Raw genomic sequence first — 24,929 nt, forward strand, 5'->3', positions numbered from 1 at the left:
ATGATCGTCAAGCTGCTGATCGCCAACCGGGCGGAGATCGCCCGGCGGATCACCCGCACCTGCCGCGACCTCGGCATCAGCCCGGTCGCGGTGTTCTCCGACCCGGACGCCGACGCGCCGCACGTGCGGGAGGCCGACGCCGCCGTCCGGCTGCCCGGCGCGACCCCCGCCGAGACCTACCTGCGGATCGACGCCCTGGTCGACGCGGCCCGCGCGGCGGGCGCGGACGCGGTGCACCCCGGCTACGGCTTCCTGTCCGAGAACGCGGACTTCGCCCGCGCGGTGCTCGCCGCCGGGCTGACCTGGGTCGGGCCGGACCCGGCCGCGATCGAGGCGATGGGTTCGAAGGTCGCGGCCAAGAAGCTGATGGCCGACGCGGGCGTGCCGGTGCTGCCGGAGCTGGACCCCGGGTCGGCCGACCGGTTCCCGTTGCTGGTCAAGGCATCCGCCGGGGGCGGTGGTCGCGGGATGCGGGTGGTGCGTTCGGCGGACGAGCTGGCCGGCCAGGTGGCCGCCGCACGTCGGGAAGCCGAAGCCGCGTTCGGCGACGGCACGGTGTTCTGCGAACCACTGCTGGAGAACGCCCGGCACGTGGAGGTGCAGGTGCTCGCCGACACCTCCGGCACGGTGTGGGTTTTGGGCGAACGCGAGTGCTCCGTCCAGCGCAGGCACCAGAAGATCGTCGAGGAGACGCCCAGCCCCGCGGTCGGACCCGAAGCGCGGCAACGGTTGTTCGACGCGGCGGTCAAAGCGGCGCGCGCGATCGGGTATGTCGGCGCGGGCACCGTGGAGTTCCTTTTCACCGATGACCAGCGGTTCCACTTCCTTGAGGTCAACACCCGTTTGCAGGTCGAGCACCCGGTGACCGAGGAGGTTTTCGGGGTCGACCTGGTCGCCTGGCAACTCGCGATAGCGGAAGGAGAACGGCTGCCGGAGGTGCCGCCACAACCGCGCGGGCACGCTGTGGAAGCCCGCCTCTATGCGGAAGACCCGGCGCACGACTGGCGCCCTTCGACCGGTGTGCTGCACCGCTTCCACGTGCCGGACGGCGTAAGAACCGACAGCGGAGTGGAGGACGGCAGCCAGGTCGGAGTGCACTACGACGCCATGCTGGCCAAGGTCATCGCGTGGGCGCCGACCCGGAATGCCGCGATTCGCAAACTGGCCACCGCTTTGGACCGGTCGGACCTGCACGGGTTGGTCACCAACCGCGAACTTTTGGTGCGGGTGTTGCGCCATCCGGCCTTCGTCGCGGGGGCCACCCACACCGGGTTCCTCGACCAGCACGGACTCGTCGAACCACCCGAGGTGGACGTCCGGGGGCCCGCACTGGCGGCCGCGTTGGCCCTGGCCGAAATTCGTCGGACGAACCTACCGCTGGGCTGGCGGAATCTTCCGTCGCAACCCCAGAAAACACTGTTCGAATTCAACGGTGAAACCGTGGAAGTGGTCTACCGGCACACCCGGCGCGGGGTAGTGGCCGATCCCGGTGTGCACGTGGTATCGGCGTCACGCAGCGCAGTCGTGCTGGAGCGGGACGGGGTGCGGCGGGCGGTCGCGGTGGCCGTCTACGGGGACCTGGTGGTCGCGGACGGGCACGCGCTGCGGGTGCTGCCCCGGTTCCCCGAGCCGGTCGCCACCCTCGCCCGGGGAGCCACCGCGGCCCCGATGCCGGGCACGGTCGTCCGGGTGTCCGCGGCACCCGGACAGGCGGTGGCGGCGGGTGCGGAGCTGGTGGTGCTGGAGGCGATGAAGATGGAGCACCGGGTGCTCGCGGCGGCCGGTGGCACGGTCGCGGAAGTCCGCGTGGCGGCGGGGGATCGGGTCGACGCGGGCGACGTGCTCGCCGTGGTCGAGCCGGCAGGGCCTCAAGCGGGCGCTGGAACGGGGCCTGAGACGGCCGCTGGGGCGGGTTCCGCCGTGCGGTGACGTCCCGGGGCCGAGGTGGGTGTGGCGGGAGCGGCAGAGGAGGCACGGGCGTGGACTTCGTGGAGAGCGACGAGCGGCGGGCGCTGCGCGAGGCGGTCGCCGACTTCGCCGGCGGCTACGGGCACGAGTACTTCGTGGCCAAGGCCCGCGCGGGGGAGAAGACCGACGAGCTGTGGGCGGCGGCCGGGAGGCTGGGCTACCTGGGCGTGGCCGTGCCGGAGGAGTACGGCGGTGGTGGCGGCGGCATCGGCGACCTCGCGGCGGTGTGCGAGGAACTGGCGGCGGCCGGGTGCCCGATGCTGCTGATGGTGGTCTCCCCGGCCATCTGCGCCACGGTGATCGCCCGCTACGGCACGGCGGAGCAGAAGCGCCGGTGGCTGCCCGGGTTCGCCGACGGGACCACCAAGATGGCGTTCGCGATCACCGAGCCGGACGCCGGGTCCAACTCCCACAAGCTGGCCACGGCCATCCGCCGCGACGGCGACGAGTGGGTGCTCTCCGGCGGCAAGTACTACATCTCCGGGGTGGACGAGGTGTCGGCGGTGCTGGTGGTGGCCCGGCACGTCGACTCGTCGGGGCAGCGGCTGATGCCGTCGCTGATGATCGTGCCGACCGACGCGCCCGGCTTCACCTACCAGCACATCCCGATGGAGGTCGTGTCCCCGGAGAAGCAGTTCACCTGCTTCTTCGACGATGTCCGCCTGCCACCGGACGCGCTGGTAGGGGCCGAGGACGCCGGGTTGGCCCAGTTGTTCGCCGGGCTCAACCCGGAACGGATCATGGCGGCCTCGTTCGCCACCGGCATGGCCCGCCGCGCCTTGGCCCAGGCTGCCGACTACGCCCGCACCCGTGCGGTGTGGGGCACGCCGATCGGTGCGCACCAGGGCGTCGCGCACCCGTTGGCGCAGTGCGCGATCCAGGTCGAACTCGCTCGGTTGATGACCCAGAAGGCCGCGGCTCTCTACGACGCTGGAGAAGACCGGGCTGCGGGTGAGGCGGCCAACATGGCCAAGTACGCGGCCGGTGAGGCGGTGGCGGCGACCGTGGACCAGGCCATCCAGGTGCACGGCGGGAACGGGCTGTCGGCCGAGTACGGACTCGGTGCCCTGCTCGCCGCGTCCCGGTTGTCCCGGATCGCTCCGGTCAGCCGCGAGATGATCCTGAACTTCGTGGCGCAGCACACCCTCGGGCTGCCGCGCTCCTACTGAGTCACGACCACGTCCGGCGTCGGCTCACGACCACTGCCAGCGCAGGCCGACCACCCCGGGACCGAAGTCCAAGGCGACGGCGTACGCGTAGCCCCAGGTGTCCACCGGGGTTTCGCGCACGTCGGCGGGTTCTCCGCCGGACAGGTCGGAGGTGAACTGCTCGCAGCGCACCGGACGGCAGCGCGAGTCGTACCGGACCTCCAGCACGTACTCCCGAACCGGGTGCCGGAAGCGGCGCGAGTGGGTGTTGTCGTACGTCGGGTGGTGCGGCGCGACGTGGATCAACTCGTACTCCACGGCGGTGCGCTCTCCCCTGCGCAACGGCCGGTCGAACAGCAGTTCGGCGATCATCAGACCGTTCCGCGGGTCGGCGGAGACCCGCCCCAGTCTGCACGAGCGCAGCGTGCCGATCACCGGCAGCGGGTCGCCCGGCAGCCGGGTGTCGTAGCCCAGCAGGACGCGGTCGACGCCCGCCCGTTCGGCGCGCAGCACCTGGCGCGACCGCACCCGGCGGGTGCTGCCGTCCATCGCCAGCTCGACCTGGTCCCGCAAGCTGAGCCGGGTGAGGTCCTGGTCCGTGGTGGTGTCCACGTCCGCCAGCAGTTCCGCGACCGACTCGTAGTCGCCCGCCTGGGCCCACCCCTCCGGGCCCGCCAACCGCATCCGGGGTCGTGCCTTCCCGCGTGGTCGCGGCGGTCCCAGCAGGGTGCTCAGGCCGCCTTCGCCGACCTCCAGGATCTCCTCCAGGTGGCCGACTGCGGTCAGTGAGTCGGGCCGTTCCGGTCGGCGTCGCCCCGACTGCCAATAGCTCAGCGCGGCGATGCTCACCGCCACGCCGCGTGACCGCAGCTTGTGCTGGATGCGTTCCAGGCTCAGCCCTTTCGCCCGGATCGCCGATCGCAATGCGTCCGCGAAGGGGTCCGCTCCTGCGTCGATGCGTCGGGGATCGCGTACCCGCGATTCCGGTCCGACGACTGGCGTAGGCATCTCCGCTCCGTTCTCCCGAGGACAAGGCGAGCGACGTTATCGTGCGAAATCCACTCCGCGGTACAGCCGATCGGGTTTCCCGACGTGAATTTAACCGAATCGGCGGGCAAAATCCGGTCGGCCATGGAATGTTTGAATTCTCATTAACAGCAGTGGTGTGAAGGTGTGGTCCGGGCGATCGTCCCACCGCCACTGGGACGTCTGGTCGCTTCCCGGTACCCGAACCGCCGCATAGCCTCGAAGACGTGGGGTGATGTGTGGCACACCCCACGCGGTGGAGGCCCCGCTCCCTTGCCGCTGGCGGGCGCCGTCGACCGTTCCCTGCGAAGAAACGGACACGAGTATGCGCAAGCTCAACCTGACAGCCGGAGCCGCCGTCGGTGCGGTCGCGCTCGCCTTGGTCGCACCGCCCGCGCAGGCGGCGGAGGGCGCGATCCTCTCCGCCGACGCGGCCGACGCGATCCCGAACAGCTACATCGTGAAGCTCAAGGATTTCTCCACGGCGAGTGCGAACTCGCTCGCCGCGCGCTTCGGCGGGCAGGTGGACCGCATTTTCTCCACGGCGTTGAACGGGTTCTCCGCCACGTTGTCGGAGCGCGCGGCCAAGCGCCTCGCGGCCGACCCGGCGGTCGACTACGTCGAGCAGAACCAGGTGGTGCGGATCGCCGCGACCCAGACCAACCCCCCGTGGGGCCTGGACCGCATCGACCAGAAGAACCTGCCCCTGGACCAGAAGTACACCTACAACACCACCGGCGCGGGCGTGAACGTCTACGTCATCGACACCGGTGTCCGGATCAGCCACACCGACTTCGGCGGCCGGGCCAAGAACGGCTTCGACGCCGTGGACAACGACAACGTCGCCCAGGACGGCAACGGCCACGGCACGCACGTGGCGGGCACCATCGCGGGCAACACCTACGGCGTCGCCAAGGGCGCCACGATCCACGCGGTGCGCGTGCTGGACAACAACGGCAGCGGCACCACCGCCGGTGTCGTCGCGGGCATCGAGTGGGTCACCAAGAACCACGTCAAGCCGGCCGCGGCCAACATGAGCCTCGGCGGCGGCGCGTCCACCACCCTGGACGACGCGGTTCGCAAGTCCATCGCCGCGGGTGTCGTCTACGGCGTGGCGGCGGGCAACAGCAACGCCAACGCCTCCGGCTACTCGCCCGCGCGGGTGACCCAGGCGATCACCGTCGGCTCGACGACGAAGACCGACGCGCGGTCGAGCTTCTCCAACTACGGCTCGCTGGTCGACGTGTTCGCGCCCGGCTCGGACATCCTGTCCAGCTGGAACACCAGCGACACCGCGACCAACACGATCAGCGGCACCTCGATGGCGACCCCGCACGTGGTCGGCGTCGTGGCCCGCTACCTCCAGGCCAACCGGGCGGCCACGCCCGCCCAGGCCCAGACCGCGATCGTGAACGCGGCCACCACCGGCAAGGTCACCAACCCCGGCTCCGGCTCGCCGAACCGGCTGCTCTACTGGGCCCCCACGGCCTGACGCCCCCTGTGTCACGGGAACCCCGGCGCGCGACCCGCGCCGGGGTTTTCCCCATCCCCGCAAAGGAAAACATTCATGCACACGCAGATGAGAACGGGCAGGTCGAGGTCCGCGCTGGTGGCGGCGGTGCTGTTCGGCGCGGTCGTGGCGCCGGGGGTGGCGTCGGGTTCGGCCGGTGGGGCCAGCGCGGCGGAAGGCGTGGTGCGCCACGCCGGGTCGGCGTGGGCGGTGCCGGGGAGCTACCTGGTGAAGCTCAAGGACTCGGTGTCGGTGGACTCGGTCGGGGCGCGGGTCGCCGGGGTGCAGCGGGTGTTCGGCGGTGGGTTCCACGGGTTTTCGGCCCGGTTGAGCGAGAAGCAGGCGCGGCGGCTGGCCGCCGACCCGTTGGTGGAGTACGTCGAGCAGGACCAGGTGGTGCGGGCCTCGTCGGGCGGGACGGGCGGGGTCGGCGCGTCGGCGAACGCCCCCACCACGCAGACCAACGCGCCCTGGGGGCTCGACCGGATCGACCAGCGGGCGTTGCCGCTGGACACTAAGTACAGCTACACGTCGACCGGCGAGCGGGTCACGGTGTACGTGATCGACACCGGGATCCGGGTGACGCACCAGGAGTTCGGCGGACGGGCGTTCCACGCGTGGGACGCGGTGGACAACGACAACGTGGCGCAGGACGACAACGGCCACGGCACGCACGTGGCGGGCATCATCGCGGGCCGGGTCTACGGCGTGGCCAAGGGCGTGTCCGTGGGTGCGGTGCGCGTGCTCAACGCCCAGGGCAGCGGGACGACCGCCGGCGTGATCGCGGGTGTGGACTGGGTGACCCGCAACGCGCGCAAGCCCGCGGTGGCCAACTTCAGCCTCGGCGGCGGGGTGTCCACCGCGCTGGACGACGCGGTGCGGGCGATGATCCGCTCCGGTGTGACGGCGTCGGTGACGGCCGGCGGCAGTGGCAGCGGCACGGTGAACACCTCGCCGGCGCGCGTCGTCGAAGCGCTGGTGTCCGGGTCGTCCACGCAGACCGACACGCGCGCCTCCTTCTCCAACTACGGCCCGGGTGTCGACCTGTTCGCGCCGGGCATCGGGATCACGGCCGCGTGGCACACCAGCGACACGGCGACCAACACGTTGAGCGGCACGTCGATGTCGACCGGTTTCGTGTCCGGTGTGGCCGTTCGGTTCCTCCAGTTCAACCCGACCGCGACACCCGCCCAGGTGCACGCGGAACTGGTGAACGAGGCGACCCCGCTGCCCTGGGGTCGGCTCCTGTACTGGTCGCCCACGCGGTGACCGCTCGTCCCCGGGACACCTGTGGCCCGGGGATCCCCTCCCTGCAAAGGAAACTGCCATGCGCAAGCTGATGACCGGCCTGGGCGTCGCCGCCCTGGCGATGGGGGTCGTGTCGACACCGGCACAGGCCGAAGGCGCGGTGCTGCACGCGAACTCCGCGTCGGCGGTGCCGGGGAGCTACATCGTGAAGTTGACCGACGCGGCGGCGTTCGGCGTCGTCACGTCGAAGGTGGCCGGTGTGGACCGGGTGTTCTCCGGGCCGTTCAAGGGCTTCACGGCGAAGCTCGGCGCGGCCGAGGCCCGGCGGCTGGCCGCGGACCCGGCGGTGGAGTACGTGGAGCAGGACCAGGTCGTGCGGATCGCCCCGCCGACGAGGCAGGACAACGCGCCCTGGGGGCTCGACCGGATCGACCAGCGGAAGCTGCCGCTGGACACCAAGTACGCCTACACGACCACCGGGCGCGGCACCACGGCGTACGTGATCGACACCGGGATCCGGGTGACGCACCAGGAGTTCGGCGGACGGGCGTGCAACGGCTGGGACGCGATCGACAAGGACGACGTGGCGCAGGACGACAACGGCCACGGCACGCACCTGGCGGGCGTGATCGCGGGCAAGACCTACGGGGTCGCGAAGCAGGCCAGGGTGTGCGGCGTGCGGGTGCTCGACGGCAACGGCAGCGGCACGACGGCGGGCGTGATCGCGGGCGTCGACTGGGTGGCGCGCAACGCCGCGAAGCCCGCGGTGGCGAACCTGAGCCTGGGCGGCGGGGTGTCCCAGGCGCTGGACGACGCGGTGGTCGCGCTGATCAAGTCCGGCGTCACGGCGTCGGTGACGGCGGGCGGCAGCAACTCCGACGCGATCAACTTCTCGCCGGCGCGGGTGGCCGAGGCGATCACGTCGGGGTACTCGACCAACACCGACACCAGGACGTCGTTCTCCAACTACGGCCGGATCGTGGACGTGTACGCGCCGGGGCAGAGCATCACGTCGGCCTGGTACACCAGCGACACGGCGACCAACACGATCAGCGGGTCTCCGGCGACCGGGTTCGTGTCCGGTGTTGCGCTGCGGTACTTGCAGCGCAACACGACGGCCACCCCGGCCCAGGTGCAGGCCGAGATCGTCAAGGAAGCCACGCCGTTGTCGTGGGGCGCGTTGCTGTACTGGTCGCCCTCGCGGTGACGTCGGTGCGCTGACGTCGGCGGGGCCGATCAGGCGGGGGCGAGGTCGTGCTTCATGACGATCTCGCCCTCGTCCAGTTCGCCGGTCTCCACGAAGCCGAACGCCTTGTAGAGGCCGTGTGCCACGGCGTTGCCGGGGACGATGCTCAGGGACAGCCGCGTGCGCCGCTCGGCGCGGGCGACCTCGGCGACGGCGGCCAGGCCCTTGCGGCCCAGACCTCTGCCCTGCGCCCGCCGGTCGATCATGAAGCGGACGACGTGCAGGTCGTGCGGGTGCTCCCGGGAGAGCATCGTGAAGCCGACCAGGTCGTCTGCCGAGTACATCGCCATCGGTTCCATCAGGGGCCGGTGGATCCACGCGTCGGCGATGGACTTCAGGTTGGTGGCCACGAAGCTCCGTTGCTCTTCGTGAACCTCCAGGGCGATGACGGCGCGGTAGTTGTCCTCGGTGACGGGTTCCAATCGCATGTCAGGGACGGTATCGGCTCGCTTTTACCAGGTCTCCCGGAATTCGGGAAAACGCTGGTCACGGGTTTTCTTCACGCAGAGTGATAACTGGCAATCTTTCGCCCTTGGCCGGCGGCGGGTCCGGCTGTTTGAGTTGGTGACTGTCAGCGAGGGCAAGGTGGCCCTGCGTCACACCCACACCCTGCGATCTCCGTCCCGGTGGGTGGGCGCGTCGGTCACCACTTCGAGAACGGAAACTTGATGCGACAGTCACGACAGGTCCGGTTCCTGGCCGGCGTCGGCGCGGTGGCGATCACCGCCGCGGCTTCCACCCTGTTGGCGTCTCCCGCCCAGGCCGCCGAAGGCGAGATCCGCGCCGCCGACGCGGCCGAGAAGGTGCACAACAGCTTCATCGTGAAGCTCAAGGACGGTTCGGCGGACTCCGCCGCGTCGTTGGCCGCCCGCTACGGCGGCAAGGTCGACCGCGTGTTCAGCAAGTCGCTCAACGGTTTCACCGTCTCGCTGCCGGAGTCGGCGGCCAAGCGGCTGGCGGCCAACCCGGCCGTCGAGTACGTCGAGCAGGACCAGGTGTTCCACGTCGAGACCACCCAGTCCAACCCGCCGTCGTGGGGCCTGGACCGGATCGACCAGAAGAACCTGCCGCTGGACTCGGCGTACAGCTACACCTCGACCGGCGCCGGCGTGAACGTCTACGTCGTGGACACCGGTGTGCGGATCTCGCACTCGACGTTCGGCGGCCGGGCCCGCAACGGGTTCGACGCGGTGGACAACGACAACGTGGCGCAGGACGGCCACGGCCACGGCACGCACGTGGCGGGCACCATCGCGGGCAGCCAGTACGGCGTCGCGAAGGGCGCGACGATCTACGGCGTGCGCGTGCTGGACAACGGCGGCAGCGGCACGACCGCCGGTGTCGTCGCGGGCATCGACTGGGTGACCAAGAACCACGTCAAGCCGGCGGTGGCGAACCTGAGCCTCGGCGGTGGCGCGTCCACGACGATCGACAACGCGGTGCGCAAGTCGATCCAGGCCGGTGTCACGTACGCGCTCGCGGCGGGCAACAGCAACACCGACGCGGGCTCGACGTCCCCGGCCCGGGTCACCGAGGCGATCACGGTGGGCGCGACGGAGAAGACCGACGCGCGGGCCAGCTACTCGAACTACGGCTCGGTGCTGGACATCTTCGCGCCGGGGTCGGGCATCACCTCGTCCTGGAACACCTCGGACTCGGCCACCAACACCATCTCGGGCACCTCGATGGCCACGCCGCACGTGGCGGGCGCGGTCGCGCGGTACCTCCAGAACAACCGGGCGGCCACGCCGGCGCAGGTCGCGTCGTACCTGGTCGGCCAGGCCACCCCGGGCAAGGTGACCGGCCCGGGTTCCGGCTCGCCGAACCGCCTGCTCTACCTGGCGCCCAGCGCCTGATCGCCGGATCACGTCGGCCGTCCCCGGTGCCCGCCGGGGACGGCCTTTTCCGCGGGCCGGCCCGACGCGAATTCACAAGTCGCACGTCGACCATTCGGCCCGACGTCATCCGTCCCGCGTGGATCGCTTTCCCGGCCACCCCGAAGCCGCTGTTCCCGTCAATTCGGCGGTCCGGCCGTCGATCGGCGAACCGCAGGCGGTAGCCGCAGGTCCGGCACGGTGTCGGCCGCGTCGGGAATGCGTACTACTTCTCCTGGACCTTTTGAACTTGAGTTCCTTGACGGGTTTGCCGTCGGTGGCGCTCGACACCGGGACCACGCCGGCGGCGGCCACCTGGTCGAGGACGTCCAGGCCCTTCGTGACCTCGCCGATCACCGGGTGGTCCGGCGGGAATTCGCTGTCCTTGAAGGCGATGAAGAACTGGCTGCCGTTGGTGCCCGCCGTCGCCCGGTTCGCCATGCCGATCACGCCGCGCCGGTAGCCGCCGGTCCGGGCCTTCGGGTCGTCGCAGCGGTAGCCGGGGCCGCCGACGCCGCTCGACGTGGGGTCGCCGCACTGGACCACCCGGATGCCCTCGGTCACCAGGCGGTGGCACGGGTTGCCGTCGTAGACGCGCTGCCCGACCAGGTGGCGGAAGCTGTGCACCGAGCACGGGGCGGACGCCGCGTCCAGCGTGAACTCCAGCGCGCCCGAGGCGGTGTCCAGTCGCACCACGACCCGGCCGGCGGCCGGGACCTGCTTGCCGGACGGTGGTTCGACGGCTTTGTTGTTCGGCTCCTCGGACGTGTCGAGGTAGGAGCACTCGACCGTCGGCACCTCGGGCAGCGGGCCCGCCACCGGAGCGCCCTGGACCGTGTAGGCGCAGCCACCGGCGAGCAGGACCGACACGGCGCTCACGAGCAGGCGTCTGACCACCGGGTGAGCACAGGCATCCGGCGGGCGCGCGGAGGGGGCTCAAACAAACCTGGTGGCGGGTTCCGGGGGGTCGTTGGCTAGCCTTGACGCCCGAGTGACATTCAGCTAGCACCTTGGACCTGAGGAGTGCAGTACCCGTGATGCGCACGCACGAGGCCGGGACGCTCCGCGCCGAGCACGCCGGGCAGTCCGTCACCCTGACCGGGTGGGTGGCCCGCAGGCGCGATCACGGCGGCGTGATCTTCATCGACCTCCGGGACGCCTCGGGGATCGCGCAGGTGGTGTTCCGCGAGGGCGAGATGGCCGAGCGCGCCCACCGGCTGCGCTCCGAGTTCGTGGTGAAGGTCGTCGGCGAGGTCACCCTGCGGCCCGAGGGCAGCGAGAACCCCGACCTGTCCACCGGCGCGATCGAGGTCTACGCCTCCGCGCTGGAGGTGCTCAACGAGTCCGCGCCGCTGCCCTTCCAGCTCGACGACCACCTGGAGGTCGGCGAGGAGACCCGGCTCAAGCACCGCTACCTGGACCTGCGCCGCTCCGGCCCCGCGAAGGCGATCCGGCTGCGCAGCGAGGCCAGCCGGATCGCGCGCGACGTGCTGCACGCCGAGAACTTCGTGGAGGTCGAGACCCCCACGCTGACCCGGTCCACGCCGGAGGGCGCGCGCGACTTCGTGGTGCCCGCGCGGCTGCGCCCCGGCTCCTGGTACGCGCTGCCGCAGTCGCCCCAGCTGTTCAAGCAGCTGCTCATGGTGGGCGGGCTGGAGCGCTACTACCAGATCGCGCGCTGCTACCGGGACGAGGACTTCCGCGCCGACCGGCAGCCGGAGTTCACCCAGCTCGACATCGAGATGAGCTTCGTCGAGCAGGACGACGTCATCGCGCTCGGGGAGAAGATCCTGCGCGGCCTGTGGAGCGGTCTCGCGGGCTACGAGATCCCGCTGCCGATCCGCCGGATGACCTTCGCCGAGGCGATGGCCAAGTACGGCACGGACAAGCCCGACCTGCGGTTCGGGCTGGAGCTGACCGAACTCACCGAGTACTTCCGGGAGACCCCGTTCCGGGTGTTCCAGGCCCCGTACGTGGGCGCGGTGGTCATGCCCGGCGGCGCGGACCAGCCCCGGCGCACGCTCGACGCGTGGCAGGAGTGGGCCAAGCAGCGCGGTGCGCGCGGTCTGGCGTACGTGCTGGTCGCCGAGGACGGCACGCTGGGCGGCCCGGTCGCCAAGAACCTGTCCGAGCAGGAGCGCGCCGGCCTGGCCGCCGCCGTCGGCGCGAAGCCCGGTGACTGCGTGTTCTTCGGCGCGGGCGAGCCGGACGGCGCGCGGGCGCTGCTGGGCTCCGCCCGGGTGGAGATCGCGCACCGGATCGGCCTGATCGAAGAGGGCACCTGGTCGTTCGTCTGGGTCGTCGACGCGCCGATGTTCGAGGCCGTGGACAAGATCGGCGACGACATCGCGCTGGGCACCGGCCAGTGGACCGCGCTGCACCACGCGTTCACCTCGCCCAACGCCGACTGGATCGACAAGTTCGAGACCGACCCGGGCAACGCGCTGGCCTACGCCTACGACATCGTCTGCAACGGCAACGAGATCGGCGGCGGGTCGATCCGTATCCACCGGGCCGACGTGCAGCAGAAGGTCTTCGACATCATGGGCATCGGGCCGGAGGAGGCCCAGGAGCAGTTCGGCTTCCTGCTCGACGCGTTCAAGTACGGCGCGCCCCCGCACGGCGGCATCGCGTTCGGCTGGGACCGGATCGCCATGCTGCTGTCCGGCGCGGACTCGATCCGCGAGGTCATCGCGTTCCCGAAGTCCGGCGGCGGGTTCGACCCGCTGACCTCCGCGCCCGCCCCGATCTCGGCCCAGCAGCGCAAGGAGGCCGGGGTGGACGCCAAGCCCCAGGAGCCCAAGGGCCAGGACGCGAAGGCGTAAGCCGGGCGGGCGTGACCCGCTCGTCGGCCGCTCCCGGGATCGCCCGGGGGCGGCCGACGCGTTCGTAGGCGGTGCCGGTTTCCGGGGTGGGCTCGGGCGGGCTCGTCGGGGGTCGGGCACAGTTGGGGCATGTTGCACCTGCGGGCCGTGTGCCCGGTCGATGCCACCGACGAGGTGTTGGCCGTGCTCAAGGAGCACCCCGGCGTCACGCACGTCGTGCTGTTCCCCGGTGCCGCCATCGAGCCCGCCGGCGACGTCGTGGAGGCCGACGTGGCGCGGGAGGCCACCGACGAGGTGGTCGAGGCGCTGTGCGGGCTGGGGATCGACCACAGCGGCGGGGTCACGCTGGAGCAGATCGACACCGCCCTGTCCGACGCCGCCGACCGGGCCGAGGAGGCCGCGCCGGGGGAGGCCGCCGACGCCGTGGTGTGGGAGGAGCTGATCGCCCGGACCGGCGAGGAGTCGCGGCTCAACGTGACGTTCCTGTCGTTCCTCACCATCGCCTGCCTGCTGGCGGCGGTGGGGGTGGTGACGAACTCGCCGGTCACGATCGTCGGCGCGATGGTCGTCGGGCCCGAGTTCGGGCCGTTGGCGGCGATCGCGGTGGGGTCCGTGCTGCGGCGCTGGGACCTGGTGCGGCGGGCCGGTCTGGCGCTCGCGGTCGGGTTCCCGCTCGCCATGGTGGTCACCTTCGGCGGCGCGGTGGTCGGCTCCTACGCCGGGCTGTTCGACCGGAGCATGGTCCTGGCCGCGCACGAGGTCGACTTCGTGTTCCAGGTCGGGCCGTTCTCGCTGATCGTCGCGCTGCTCGCGGGCGCGGCCGGGATGCTGTCGATGACCTCGGCGAAGTCCGCGGCGCTGGTCGGGGTGTTCATCTCGGTCACCACCGTGCCCGCCGCCGGGTACGCGGCGATCGCGGCGGTGCTGGGGGAGTGGGCCATCTGCGGCATGTCGGTCCTCCAACTGGCGGTGAACCTGGTCGGGATCGTGGTGGCCGCCGCGGCGGTGCTCGCGCTGCGCAATCGGCGTAGTCGGAGCCGTGACCTGGGGCGACCGCTCTCCAACGGCTGACTTCCCGCCCAGTGGGACGGCTGTGCCACTGCGCTGACTTGGTTGCAGTATCGACAAGTGGTGGTCGAACCATGCATATGAGCACTACCGTCACGGTGCCCGGACGGGTTCTGTCAGGTCGGTGGCCACCGGGGTAGGGTCGGAGGGGATGAGCGTGGAGATCACCGCCGGCCCGGCGGACATCGACGACGCGGACCACTCCGAACTGCTCGCGGCGGTAGCCGCCGCCGAATCGGTGCTGAGCGGTCGGTTCGGCGCGGCGGTGCGGCTGGCCGACCCCGAACGGCTCGGTGGTGCCGGTCGGTCCGTGGTGGTGCGGGTGCGGGTGGCGGCGACGCCGTTCTCGCTGCCCCGCACGCTCGTGGTCAAGCGCTACCCGTCGGCGGTGGCCGACCGGGACCCGTTCGCGCACGAGGCCGTCTCGCACAAGCTGCTCACCGCGCTGCCCGGCGAGGACCGGCTCACCCCCGAACTCGTCGCCCAGGACAACGGCAAGCGGCTGGTCGTGCTCGAAGACCTCGGCAAGGCCCCTCGGCTGGCCGAGAAGCTGCTCGGCTCGGACGCGCGCGCCGCCGAGCGCGGGCTGCTCTCGTGGGCGCACGCGATGGGCCGGCTGCACGCCACCACGGCGGGCCGCGACGCCGACTTCGACGCGCTGATGCGCCGCCAGGGCAGCCAGTGCTGCGCGGACCCGATCGCGGTCGACGTGCACGCCGCGCTGGCCGGGCTGCCGAAGCTGCTCCTCGAAGCGCTGGAGGTCGACACCCCGCCCGCCGCGGTGGAGTTCGCCGAGCAGGCGCTGCGCGGGTTCGGCGCGTCCCGCCGGCGCGCGTTCAGCCCGTCCACGTCCTGTCCGGACAACCACCTGGTGACCAGCCGGGGCGTGCGGTTCCTGGACTTCGAGGGCGGCTGCGTGCGCGACATCGTGTTCGACGCGGCGTGCCTGCGGGTGCCGTTCCCGTCGTGCTGGTGCGGCTACGGGCTGCCCGCCGGGATGTCCGAGGCGATGGTGGCGGCGTGGCGGGCCGAGGTCGGCTCGGTGTGGCCGGACCTGGACGACGACGCGGTGTTCCTGCCCCGGCTGCTGGAATCGCAGCTGCTGTGGGTGTGGCTGGGCACGTGGCGCGGTCTGCCGGGGCTGGACTCGGCGCTGCCGTCCGGGCACCGGCCGCTGGACTCGCCGCCGCGCAGCACCGTGCTCACCTCGCGGTGGGTGCGGCTGCGCTCGGACGCGCTGGCGCTGGGCGTGAAGCCGGTCGCCGCGCACGCCGAGGCGGTGATCGCGGCGCTGACGTCCCGGTACGGGTCGGACGCCGCGGAACTGCCGCTGTACCCGGCATTCCGGTAGCGTTCCGCCGGCTGTTCCCGGGTGGACACGTCGTTGCGCGATGGTCATCGGGTGGCCAAAGCGGTGCGAAGCCTGGTGGTCCTGGGCGACTCGACGACGGTCGGGGTCGGCGATCCGGTCCGCGGCGGGTGGCGGGGTGTGGGTCCGCTGCTCGCGGCGTCGTTTCCGGACGTCCGCTACGTGAACCCGTCCTTCCCCGGCGCCCGGGTGGCGTCGGTCCGGTTCGAGCAGCTGCCGGCCGCCCTGCGGGCCGCGCCCGACGCGGCGGTGCTGCTGGCCGGCATGAACGACACGCTGCGCTCCGACTTCGACGCGGCCCGGCTGCACGAGGACCTGGACGCGATCGTCGGCGAACTCGTCGCGGCGGGCGCGTCCGTGGTGACCGTGCGGTTCCACGACCACAGCCGGGTGTTCCGGATGCCGGGCGCGCTGCGCCGGGCGCTGTCCGCGCGGATCGCCGAGCTGAACCAGGTGATCGACGCGGTCGTGCGGCGGCACGGCGTGGGGTGCGTCGACCTGGACCTGATGGACGGCGCGTACTCGCTGGAGACGTGGGCGGTGGACCGGCTGCACCCGTCGGAGCTGGGGCACCGGCGGTTGGCCCAGGCCTTCGCGAACCGGTTGGCCGAACTGGGCTGCGCCGTGCCCCGCCCGGTGAGCCTGGAGTGCAACGGAGGCATCCGGATCACGCCGCTGCACCACCTGGCGTGGCTGCTGTTCAAGGGCGTCCCGTGGCTGTGGAAGCGCGGCCGGGACTTCCTGCCCTACGCGGCGACCATCATGTACCGGTCGTGGCTGGGCAAGGCGGAGCAGGGGGCGGCGGTCGCGGCCGAAGCCGGCGGCCACCGCCCCGTCGAGGCGTACCGGCGGCCTAGCTGAGCTTGTAGACCGTCGAGCCGCCGACCTCGGTGGCCGTGAAGTTGTCGGCCACCCACGCGGCGATCTCGCTGTCGCCGCCCATGCCACCGCCCATCGACCGTCCACCCGACACGTAGTAGCCGATCCGGCCGTCCCGCACGTACTGCTGGAACTCCGCCAACGTGGGCGCGGGGTCGCCGCCGCTCCAGCCGCCGATGCCGATGACGGCCTTGCCGCTGGCCAACGAGAGGCTCGCCGCGCCCTGCGCGCTGGTCGTGGCCGCCGCCCACGTGCCGGTGGTGGCCCGGAGCAGGTCGGCGAGTTCGCCGGACGCGCTCTCCTCGCCCATCGGGCCACCCATGCCGCCGCCCATCCCGTCGGAGTACCCGGCGGGACCGGACATCGGGATCGAACCCGCGTGGGTGGTCGCCGCCGTGGCGACGCCGAACGCCGCCGACGGGAGCAGGGCCGTGACGACCGCGAGCGCCGCGACCCGCCGCACGCCCATCACGATCGCCGTGGTGACCACGACCGTCAGCGCCACCACCGTCCACCGGACGACCGGAGCCCAGTCCGGGAACCGGTTCAGCAGCGCGAAACCCCAGAAGCCGGCCGCCGCGACCATCACCGCGAGCGCCGTCCGCACCGGCAGGTGCGCCCGTCCCCGCCACATCTCCCGACCCGCGATGGCGACGATCGCGGCCACGCCCGGCGCGAGGGCGACGGTGTAGTAGGGGTGCGTGATGCCGCTCATGAAGCTGAACACCACGCCGTTGACCAGCACCCACAAACCCCACAGCAGCAACGCGGCCCGCGTGCGGTCGGTGCGCGGCGCGCGGCGGGTGAACCACAGCCCGGCCACCACGCCGACGATCGCGGCGGGCAGCAGCCAGGAGATCTCCGCGCCCATGCTCGCCCCGAACAGCCGGTCGACGCCGGTGCTGCCGCCGAACCCGATGTTCCCGTTGCCGCCGCCCATGATCGTGCCGTTGCCGCCGCCACCGTCCCGGCCGCCGCCGAAGATCCGGCCCAGGCCGTTGTAGCCCATGGCCAACTGCCACAGCGAATCGTTCGTGGAACCGCCGATGTAAGGCCGCGACCCGCTCGGCCACAGCTCGACCAGCGCGATGAACCAGCCCGCCGACACCGCCACCGCGACGCCCGCGCCGACCAGGTGCAGCAACCGCCTGCCCAGCGTCGTGGGCGCGGCCACCAGGTAGGCCACCGCGAACGCGGGCAGCACCAGCAGCGCCTGCCCCATCTTGGTCAGGAACGCGAACCCGATCGCGACCCCGGCCAGCGCCAACCACTTCCAGGAAGCCTTCTCCAGCGCCCGGACCGTGCAGTACGCGCCCGCGACCATCAGCAGCACCAGCAGCGCGTCGGGCAGGTTGAACCGGAACATCAGCACCGCCACCGGGGTCAGCGCCAGCGCCGCGCCGGCCAGCAGCCCGGCCACCGCGCCGGACGTGCGCTTCACCGTGGCGTGCAGCAGCCACACCGCGAGCACGCCCTCGACCGCCTGCGGTGCCAGGACCGTCCAGGACGAGAACCCGAAGACCCGGGCGAACAGGCCGCTCACCCACAGCGCGGCGGGCGGCTTGTCCACCGTGATGACGCCGCCCGCGTCCAGCCCGCCGAACAGCCACGCCGTCCAGCTCTGCGCGCCGGCCTGGGTGGCGGCGGCGTAGTAGCTGTTGCCCCAGCCGGAATCGGTGAGGTTCCACAGGTACAGCGCCGCGGTGCCGACCAGCAGCACCACCAGGGCCGGGGTGGTCCAGGAGCGGCGCGGTGCCGGCGAGGTCGACGCGGGTGCGGGTGCCGCGAGGGTGGCGGTCATGAGGTGGACTCCAGGGGACGGTTGCGGAAGACCCAGTTGCGCAGCAACAGGAATCGCAGGACGGTGGCGAGCAGGTTCGCGCCCACGACGGCGGCCAGTTCGGCCGCGCCGCCGGGGGAGGAGAAGTGGTGCAGCGCGGCGAGCGCGCCGCTGGTGAGGGCGAGCCCCAGGCCGAACACCAGCAGTCCTTCGAACTGGTGCCGCCCGGCACCGCGACTGCCGCGCACGCCGAAGGTGAACCGCCGGTTGGCGGCGGTGTTGGCGACCGCCGTGACGAGCAGCGCCACCAGGTTCGCGCCCTGCGCGCCCAACCCGCCGCGCAGCAGCACGAACAGCACCAGGTAGGCCACCGTGCTGGCGGCCCCGACCGCGGCGAACCGGACCAGTTGCCGCAACAGCCCCCGGGGCACGCCCGGCGTCACCGGTTCCAGCGGCGCGCGCCCCAACTGGGCCCGCAGCTCGCCGACCGGGATCCGGCCGGAGGCCAACCCGCGCGCGACCCGGGCCACGCCCTTCAGGTCGGCCACCGCCGTGGACACGATGTCGACCCGGCTGTCCGGGTCGTCCACCCAGTCCACCGGGACCTCGTGGATGCGGGCGCCGGCCCGTTCGGCCAGCACCAGGAGTTCGGTGTCGAAGAACCACCCGGTGTCCTCGACGTGGGGGAGCAGCCGCCGCGCCACGTCCGCCCGGATCGCCTTGAACCCGCACTGCGCGTCGGAGAACCGGGCCGCCAGCGCGCCCCGCAGGATCAGGTTGTAGCAGCGCGAGATGAACTCCCGCTTGGGTCCGCGCACCACCCGCGCGCCGCGCGCCAGCCGGCTGCCGATGGCGACGTCGGAGTGCCCGGAGATCAGCGGCGCGACCAGCGGGGCGAGCGCCGCCAGGTCGGTCGAGAGGTCGACGTCCATGTAGGCCAACACCTGCGCGTCGGAGGCGGACCACACCGCCGACAGCGCCCGCCCGCGCCCCTTCTCCGGCAGGTGGACCGCCACCACGTCGGCGAACTCCTCCGCGAGTTCCCGCGCGACCGCCCACGTGCCGTCCGTGCTGGCGTTGTCGGCGATGGTGATCCGGAACCGGTACGGGAACGTCCCGGTCAGGTCGGCGTGCAGCTTGCGCACGCACGGCGCGAGGTCTCTCTCCTCGTTGTACACGGGGACCACCACGTCGAGCACGGGGGTCGTCGTGAGCGTCGCGAGCGTCATGGGGTCAGCGTCGAGTCCCGAGCTGGGCACGGAGTGTGTCATCGCTGTGCGTCCGCTGTGAGGTCGTAGACGTCGACGCCGTCCACGGTCGTCGCGGCGAAGGTTTCGGCGACCCACTCGGCGATCCGCTCGGACGCGTCGGACCCGCTCTCCGCCGGCATCCCCGCGCCCCCGACGAAGTAGTGGATCAGTCCACTTCGGACCATCGCCTGGAACTCCTCCAGCGTGGGCGCGGGATCCGTCCCGTTGAACCCGCCCACGGCCATCACCGGAACCCCGCTGCCCAACTGGTACCCGGCGGCGTTGTTCGACCCGACGGCAGCGGCACCCCACCGGAAGTTCCCGCTGTTGCTCCGCAGCAACGCCACCAGCTCGGCCCCTGGAGAAGGCGCGCTCAACAACCCGCCCACACCACCATTGCGCCCGCCACCAGGCGACATCATCACCACCCCGCCCCCGCCGGGCCCCGCCCGCATCCCGCTCTCCGGCCCAGCACTGGGAATCGCCCCCGAGTGCGGAGTGGCCGCAGTGGCCACCGAGTACGCGCCAGGCCCCAACAACGCCGCCACCACGGCAACCGGGACCACCACCACCGCGGGCGCGACCGCGGCCAGGAAAACCCCCACCGCGGCCAACAACCCCAACACCAGGACCGCAGCCGCCAACCCGGCGGACCACGCCAGCAGCAACAGGTAGCACTGCAACGCGGTGACCGCCAACGCCCCCGAAAGCGCCGCAGCCGCAACAGGTTCGGCCCGACGCCGCCACAGTGCCACGGACCCGATCCCGATGATCGCCCCGATCGCGGGCGCCAGCGCCACGGTGTAGTAGGCGTGGATGATCCCGCTCATGAAGCTGAACACCCCGGCGGTGACCACCAGCCACCCGCCCCACAACCCCAACCCGACCCGCTCACGCCGACCACCGGCCCAGAACCCGGCGATCAGCAGCACCACGGCGGTGGGCAGCAACCAGGCGATCTGACTGCCCATCTCGGCCCCGAGCAGCCGACTCCACCCGGTGGACCCCCACCCGCCGCCACCGCCACGACCGCCGACGCTGCCCACCTCGTCCCCGGTCAGCCGCCCGAACCCGTTGTACCCCAAGGTGAGTTCCAGGACCGAGTTGCTCTGCGACCCCCCGATGTAGGGCCGCGCGGAAGCGGGCACCAGCTCGACGGCCAGCACCCACCACCCACCCGCGACGACCATCGCCCCCAGCGCACCGGCGAGGTGGAGCACCTTCCGCCGCACCGCCCCCGGTGCCGCGACCAGGTACACCACCCCGAACGCGGGCAGCACCAAGAACGCCTGGAGCATCTTCGTCAGGAACGCGAACCCCACCGCGACCCCGGCCAGCGCCAACCACTTCCACGACGCTTTCTCGACCGCCCGCACCGTGCAGTAGGCACCCGCGACCAACAACAACACCAACAATGCGTCCGGGTTGTTGAACCGGAACATCAACACCGCGACCGGCGTCAACGCCAACACCGCGCCCGCGATCAACCCGGCCGCGCCACCCGCGACCCGCCGAACCGTCGCGTACAACAGCCACACGCTGCCCACGCCCATCAACGCCTGCGGAACCAGAATGCTCCAGGCGTCGACCCCGAACAGCCGAGCGGAAAGCCCCATCACCCACACCGAAGCGGGTGTCTTGTCGACGGTGATCGCGCCGCCGGAATCCGTGGCCCCGAAGAACCAGGCCGACCAGCTCCGCGCCCCGGCCTGGGCGGCGGCGGAGTAGTAGGCGTTGGCCCACCCGGAGTCGCCCAAGCGCCAGAGGTAGAGGACAGCCGTCCCGGCCAGCAACAGCAACAGGGGTAGTCGCGCTCGCATGAACCAGAGCCTGCTGGCCACGCCTGGGCGGTCGTTGTGCCTTCCCTGTGAGCAGGCTGTGCGACTCAGCCGGGCAGGCGCACCACGAACCGGGTGCGGCCGGGCCGGCTCTCCACCGACACCTCTCCCTGGTGCGCGGCCACCACGGCGGCCACGATCGACAACCCCAGTCCAGTACTGCCCGCAGCACGGGACCGCGAGGTGTCCCCACGTGAGAACCGCTCGAACACCTCGTTCTGGAGTTCCGCCGGAACCCCGGGCCCGTCGTCCGAAACGGTCAGCACCACACCACCACCCTCGCGCCGCAGCGAAGTGGTCACCGTGGTCCCCGCCGGCGTGTGGACCCGCGCGTTGGACAGCAGGTTCACCAACACCTGCTGCAACTTGTGCCCGTCGCCCAGCACGGTCACCGGCTCCGGCGGCAACTCCAACCGCCAATCGTGCTCCGGCCCGGCGATCCGGGCGTCGCTCACCCCGTCCACCACGACCCGCGAGAGGTCGACGGTGTCGCGCCCCAGCGGACGCCCGGCGTCCAACCGCGCCAACAACAACAGGTCTTCCACCAACGACGTCATCCGCACCGCCTCGGACTCCACCCGGCGCATCGCGTGCCCGATCTCCTCCGGCACGTCCGCCGAGCTGCGACGCGTCAACTCCGCGTACCCGCGAATGGCCGCCAGCGGCGTCCGCAACTCGTGGCTGGCGTCCGCCACGAACTGCCGAACCCGAGTCTCGCTCGCGTGGCGCGCCGTCAACGCCTCGCCGACGTGGTCCAGCATCGCGTTCAACGCCAACCCGACCTGCCCGACCTCGGTGTCCGGATTGGCGTCGCCCTCCGGCACCCGCTCGGCCAGCGCCACTTCCCCCTGGTGCAGGGGAAGCTCCGCCACCCGCCCCGCCGTGGCCGCGACCCTCTCCAACGGCCGCAACGTCCGACGGATGATCAACGCCCCGGCCAGCGACACCGCGACCAACCCGGCCAGCGCCACCCCGCCGACGATGAACCCCATCCGCACCATCGCGTCGTTCACCCCGGCCATGGGCAGCCCGGTCACCACCACGGTCCCGTCCCGGGCCAGCACCGCGACCACCCGGTAGTCGCCCAGCGCGCCGCCCAGGTAGACGCTGCGGGCGTTGGCGTCGACCGGAACGGACTCCAGCCCCCGCGCCTGTTCGGCCGTCAACCCCTCGGGCGCGTCCCGGCCGGGGTTGATCAGCGACCCGTCGGTCCCCGACGTCCGCATCATCAGCACCAACGTCCCGGACTCGAACCCGGGCCGGTTGAGCGGGTTGTCCGGCGGCGGGCCGGGCATGAACGGCCCGCGACCCACAACGCGGTTCGAAGCGTCGTGCAACCGCTGGTCCAACTGGTTGATCTGGAAGTCCCGCAACGCGAACACGGTGACCACGCCGATGCCCGCGCACACGATCGCGATCAGGACGACCTGCTCGACGATCAGCCGCGTCCGCAACGGCCAGCGCTTAGGGTGCAGGCTTGATGACATAGCCCGCGCCCCGCATCGTGTGGATCATCGGCGCGCGCCCGGCGTCGATCTTCTTGCGCAAGTACGAGATGTACAGCTCGACGATGTTCGCCTGCCCACCGAAGTCGTAGCTCCACACCCGGTCCAGGATCTGCGCCTTGCTCAACACCCGCTTGGGGTTGCGCATCAGGAACCGGAGCAGCTCGAACTCGGTGGCCGTCAACTCCACCGAAACCCCACCCCGCCGAACCTCGCGGGTCTCCTCGTCCAGCACCAGGTCACCCACGACCAACTCGGTCCCCGCACCAGCCTCGGAAACCCCGGTCCGCCGCAACAGCCCGCGCAACCGGAGCACCACCTCCTCAAGGCTGAACGGCTTCGTGACGTAGTCGTCGCCCCCGGCGGTCAACCCCGCGATCCGATCCTCGACGGCATCCTTGGCGGTCAGGAACAACACCGGCAACGCCGGAACATCGGCCCGAATCCGCCGAAGCACCTCAAGCCCGTCGAAGTCCGGCAACATCACGTCCAACACCACGACATCAGGCCGGAACTCCCGAGCCACCCGAACCGCGGACGTCCCGTCGAGGGCAGTGCGGACCTCCCACTTCTCCATCCGCAAAGCCATGGACATCAACTCGGCCAAAGTGGACTCGTCGTCGACCACGAGAACCCGAACCGGACTCCCGTCGGCCCGCCGAAGCTCAGGAGCACTCACCGCACGCATACCCCAATCGTCACAACGGGCCATGAGCCCACCCTGTGCCGCCCCTGTGTACCACCTGTGAACACCCCCGGCACCCCACGCACCCCCGACCCGCACACACACGCACACACAACGCCCCCACCACCCAGCACCCGCCCCTCGCCGTGTTCTCCCCGTATGGCCTGCGCGCAGCGAACCGCGCTTGATCAGGGAGTGCAAGCACGCCCTTCGCTTGCACTCCCTGATCAAGGGTGGTTGTCTCAGACCAGGCCATACGGGGAGAACACGGCGCGCCCTTCCTCCCCCCGGCGGCCTGCCCAGCGGCGAGCGCGCTTTTTCTCTTCTCCCAGCCGCCCCACCCACTCACACCCACACCCACTCACACCCACACCCACTCACACCCACACCCACACCCACGCACAGCCACACCCCAACAGCCGCACAGCCCACGCACAGACTCCCCGGCCACGGTGGTCGACATGACTACCGACACCGAGAACCCGACCTGGGGTGAGGAACCTCCACCACAGGCCGCTCCCGGCCCCAGCTGGTCCGGCCGGAAGATCGTGATCGCCGCGGCCATAGCCGTCGGCATCGCCGCGGCCGGCGGCGGCGTCATCTACGCCGCCAGCACCTCCGACGCCGCCCAACAGGGCATGGGCGGCCCCCGGGGCTACGGCGGCCCCGGCATGATGATCACGGGACCGGGCCCGTTCGGCGACACCGCGCACGGCGAGTTCCAGAACGGCGAGATCACCGAACTCAGCGACTCGTCCATCACCGTCAAGAGCACCGACGGCTACACCCAGACCTACAAGATCGACGCCAACACCACCGTCAACGGCAACAAGGGCACCACGGGCCTGGCCAAGGGCAACACCGTCATGCTGATCGCCTCCAACGGCACCGCCACCAGCATCGTCGAAGGCAACACCCGAGGCCGGCGCGGCGACCGCCAACAGCCCCCCGGCGGCAACCCCGGCACCGGCCAGGGCAACGATCCGGGGCAGCCGCCCACCCGCTGAACCAGGTAGAACTGTCCGCTATGAAGCGATTGGCGCTCTCGGCACTCCTGGCCACGTTCGCCGTGCTCACGGCGACCCCGACCGCGTTCGCCCACACCGAACTGCTCAGCAGCGACCCGGCGAACGGGGCGACCCTGCCCCAACCGCCCACGAAGCTCACCCTGACGTTCAGCGAGCCGGTACCCGCCGAGAGCGCCACCATCGCGATCACCGCCCCAGACGGCACCCAGTGGCAGGCGGGCGAGATCACCGCGTCCGGCCCGACCCTGACCGCCCAGGTCACCCCCAAGGCCACCCCGCCCGGCCAGTACATCCTGAGTTGGCAAGTCCTCGCCCTGGACGGCGACTACGTCAACGGCAAAACCATCTTCTCCCTCGCCTCAACACCCACCCCACTCCCACTCCCCACCCCCACCACCCCCGGATCCACCCCCGGATCCGCCACCCCCACCATCGCCAACCCCACCGCCACCGTCTCCGCCTTCGTCAACTCCGAACCCGCCCAACCACAACCCGAGTCCGGCACCCCGATCTGGCCGTGGATCGTGGGCGCGCTGATCCTGATCGCCCTGGCCGTGGCCGTGACCCTGCGCCTCAAGGACCGCAAGGACCAGCAGACGACCCCCAACGACACCGAAACCCCCCAGAACGACGGAACCCCCAGGGACGACGGACTCCCCAACCCGCCTTCCGAATAGGGTCA

At 71.5% G+C, this 24,929-nt stretch carries 20 protein-coding genes; 12 read left to right on the forward strand and 8 right to left on the reverse strand.

Annotated elements, in window-relative coordinates:
* Together AC0HI0_RS00005 and AC0HI0_RS00010 are read left to right on the forward strand one after the other, a co-directional pair.
* Nucleotides 1–1,929, forward strand: a complete 1,929-nt coding sequence (locus AC0HI0_RS00005; protein ID WP_480930122.1) for an acetyl/propionyl/methylcrotonyl-CoA carboxylase subunit alpha — start codon at nt 1–3, stop codon at nt 1,927–1,929.
* A 50-nt stretch (nt 1,930–1,979) separates the two neighbouring features.
* A complete protein-coding gene (locus AC0HI0_RS00010) occupies nt 1,980–3,137 on the forward strand; it encodes an acyl-CoA dehydrogenase family protein (RefSeq protein WP_480930123.1) in 1,158 nt (385 codons plus the stop codon).
* A gap of 24 nt (nt 3,138–3,161) precedes the next feature.
* Here AC0HI0_RS00010 and AC0HI0_RS00015 read toward each other — a convergent pair whose 3' ends face one another.
* Nucleotides 3,162–4,124 (reverse strand): hypothetical protein, encoded by a 963-nt coding sequence (locus AC0HI0_RS00015; RefSeq protein ID WP_480930124.1) that lies wholly within the window; start codon nt 4,122–4,124, stop codon nt 3,162–3,164.
* Between the two features lie 343 nt (nt 4,125–4,467).
* On the opposite strand from AC0HI0_RS00015, the gene AC0HI0_RS00020 reads away from it, so the two are divergent.
* From AC0HI0_RS00020 to AC0HI0_RS00030, 3 genes are all read left to right on the forward strand, one after another.
* A complete protein-coding gene (locus tag AC0HI0_RS00020; RefSeq protein ID WP_480930125.1) occupies nt 4,468–5,634 on the forward strand; it encodes a S8 family peptidase in 1,167 nt (388 codons plus the stop codon).
* 75 nt (nt 5,635–5,709) lie between these two features.
* Entirely contained in the window at nt 5,710–6,921 is a 1,212-nt protein-coding gene (locus AC0HI0_RS00025; protein ID WP_480930126.1) for a S8 family peptidase, read from the forward strand.
* 58 nt (nt 6,922–6,979) lie between these two features.
* Nucleotides 6,980–8,107 (forward strand): S8 family peptidase, encoded by a 1,128-nt coding sequence (locus tag AC0HI0_RS00030; protein WP_480930127.1) that lies wholly within the window; start codon nt 6,980–6,982, stop codon nt 8,105–8,107.
* 29 nt (nt 8,108–8,136) lie between these two features.
* Here the strand turns inward: AC0HI0_RS00030 and AC0HI0_RS00035 are convergent, their stop codons facing one another.
* Nucleotides 8,137–8,574 (reverse strand): GNAT family N-acetyltransferase, encoded by a 438-nt coding sequence (locus tag AC0HI0_RS00035; protein ID WP_480930128.1) that lies wholly within the window; start codon nt 8,572–8,574, stop codon nt 8,137–8,139.
* Between the two features lie 240 nt (nt 8,575–8,814).
* Here AC0HI0_RS00035 and AC0HI0_RS00040 point away from each other — a divergent pair, with 240 nt between their 5' ends.
* Nucleotides 8,815–10,002, forward strand: coding sequence for a S8 family peptidase (locus AC0HI0_RS00040; protein WP_480930129.1), 1,188 nt, complete (start codon nt 8,815–8,817; stop codon nt 10,000–10,002).
* 105 nt (nt 10,003–10,107) lie between these two features.
* On the opposite strand, the gene AC0HI0_RS00045 is transcribed toward AC0HI0_RS00040, so the two are convergent.
* Nucleotides 10,108–10,899 (reverse strand): peptidylprolyl isomerase, encoded by a 792-nt coding sequence (locus AC0HI0_RS00045; RefSeq protein WP_480930130.1) that lies wholly within the window; start codon nt 10,897–10,899, stop codon nt 10,108–10,110.
* Nucleotides 10,900–11,054: 155 nt separating this feature from the next.
* On the opposite strand from AC0HI0_RS00045, the gene aspS reads away from it, so the two are divergent.
* The 4 genes from aspS to AC0HI0_RS00065 all read left to right on the forward strand — a co-directional run bounded on the left by aspS (nt 11,055) and on the right by AC0HI0_RS00065 (nt 16,143).
* Nucleotides 11,055–12,845 (forward strand): aspartate--tRNA ligase, encoded by a 1,791-nt coding sequence (aspS, locus tag AC0HI0_RS00050; RefSeq protein ID WP_480930131.1) that lies wholly within the window; start codon nt 11,055–11,057, stop codon nt 12,843–12,845.
* 129 nt (nt 12,846–12,974) lie between these two features.
* Nucleotides 12,975–13,916 carry a DUF389 domain-containing protein gene (locus AC0HI0_RS00055; RefSeq protein WP_480930132.1) on the forward strand — a complete coding sequence of 314 codons (942 nt, stop codon included), beginning with the start codon at nt 12,975–12,977 and terminating at the stop codon, nt 13,914–13,916.
* A gap of 148 nt (nt 13,917–14,064) precedes the next feature.
* Complete coding sequence (locus tag AC0HI0_RS00060; protein ID WP_480930133.1) at nt 14,065–15,264, forward strand: hypothetical protein; 1,200 nt, start codon at nt 14,065–14,067, stop codon at nt 15,262–15,264.
* A gap of 51 nt (nt 15,265–15,315) precedes the next feature.
* The gene (locus AC0HI0_RS00065) at nt 15,316–16,143 is read left to right on the forward strand and encodes an SGNH/GDSL hydrolase family protein (RefSeq protein WP_480930134.1); all 828 of its coding nucleotides are present in this window, start codon (nt 15,316–15,318) and stop codon (nt 16,141–16,143) included.
* Here AC0HI0_RS00065 and AC0HI0_RS00070 read toward each other — a convergent pair.
* The 5 genes from AC0HI0_RS00070 to AC0HI0_RS00090 form a co-directional block, all read right to left on the reverse strand.
* The gene (locus tag AC0HI0_RS00070) at nt 16,136–17,962 is read right to left on the reverse strand and encodes an ArnT family glycosyltransferase (protein WP_480930135.1); all 1,827 of its coding nucleotides are present in this window, start codon (nt 17,960–17,962) and stop codon (nt 16,136–16,138) included. The two genes, AC0HI0_RS00065 and AC0HI0_RS00070, sit on opposite strands and share 8 nt — an antisense overlap.
* Nucleotides 17,959–19,212 (reverse strand): bifunctional glycosyltransferase family 2/GtrA family protein, encoded by a 1,254-nt coding sequence (locus AC0HI0_RS00075; protein ID WP_480930136.1) that lies wholly within the window; start codon nt 19,210–19,212, stop codon nt 17,959–17,961. Before AC0HI0_RS00075 ends, AC0HI0_RS00070 begins: the two co-directional genes overlap by 4 nt.
* The gene (locus AC0HI0_RS00080) at nt 19,209–21,011 is read right to left on the reverse strand and encodes an ArnT family glycosyltransferase (protein ID WP_480930137.1); all 1,803 of its coding nucleotides are present in this window, start codon (nt 21,009–21,011) and stop codon (nt 19,209–19,211) included. Before AC0HI0_RS00080 ends, AC0HI0_RS00075 begins: the two co-directional genes overlap by 4 nt.
* Nucleotides 21,012–21,076: 65 nt before the next feature.
* Nucleotides 21,077–22,516 (reverse strand): sensor histidine kinase, encoded by a 1,440-nt coding sequence (locus AC0HI0_RS00085; protein ID WP_480930138.1) that lies wholly within the window; start codon nt 22,514–22,516, stop codon nt 21,077–21,079.
* Nucleotides 22,494–23,246 carry a response regulator transcription factor gene (locus tag AC0HI0_RS00090; RefSeq protein WP_480930139.1) on the reverse strand — a complete coding sequence of 251 codons (753 nt, stop codon included), beginning with the start codon at nt 23,244–23,246 and terminating at the stop codon, nt 22,494–22,496. The genes AC0HI0_RS00085 and AC0HI0_RS00090 overlap by 23 nt, the downstream gene beginning before the upstream one ends.
* Before the next feature lie 434 nt (nt 23,247–23,680).
* Here AC0HI0_RS00090 and AC0HI0_RS00095 point away from each other — a divergent pair, with 434 nt between their 5' ends.
* Together AC0HI0_RS00095 and AC0HI0_RS00100 are read left to right on the forward strand one after the other, a co-directional pair.
* Nucleotides 23,681–24,226, forward strand: coding sequence for a hypothetical protein (locus tag AC0HI0_RS00095; protein ID WP_480930140.1), 546 nt, complete (start codon nt 23,681–23,683; stop codon nt 24,224–24,226).
* Between the two features lie 20 nt (nt 24,227–24,246).
* Entirely contained in the window at nt 24,247–24,924 is a 678-nt protein-coding gene (locus AC0HI0_RS00100) for a copper resistance CopC family protein (protein ID WP_480930141.1), read from the forward strand.
* Nucleotides 24,925–24,929 lie beyond the last annotated feature (5 nt).

Source organism: Saccharothrix sp. NBAS 001, from assembly GCF_056640475.1.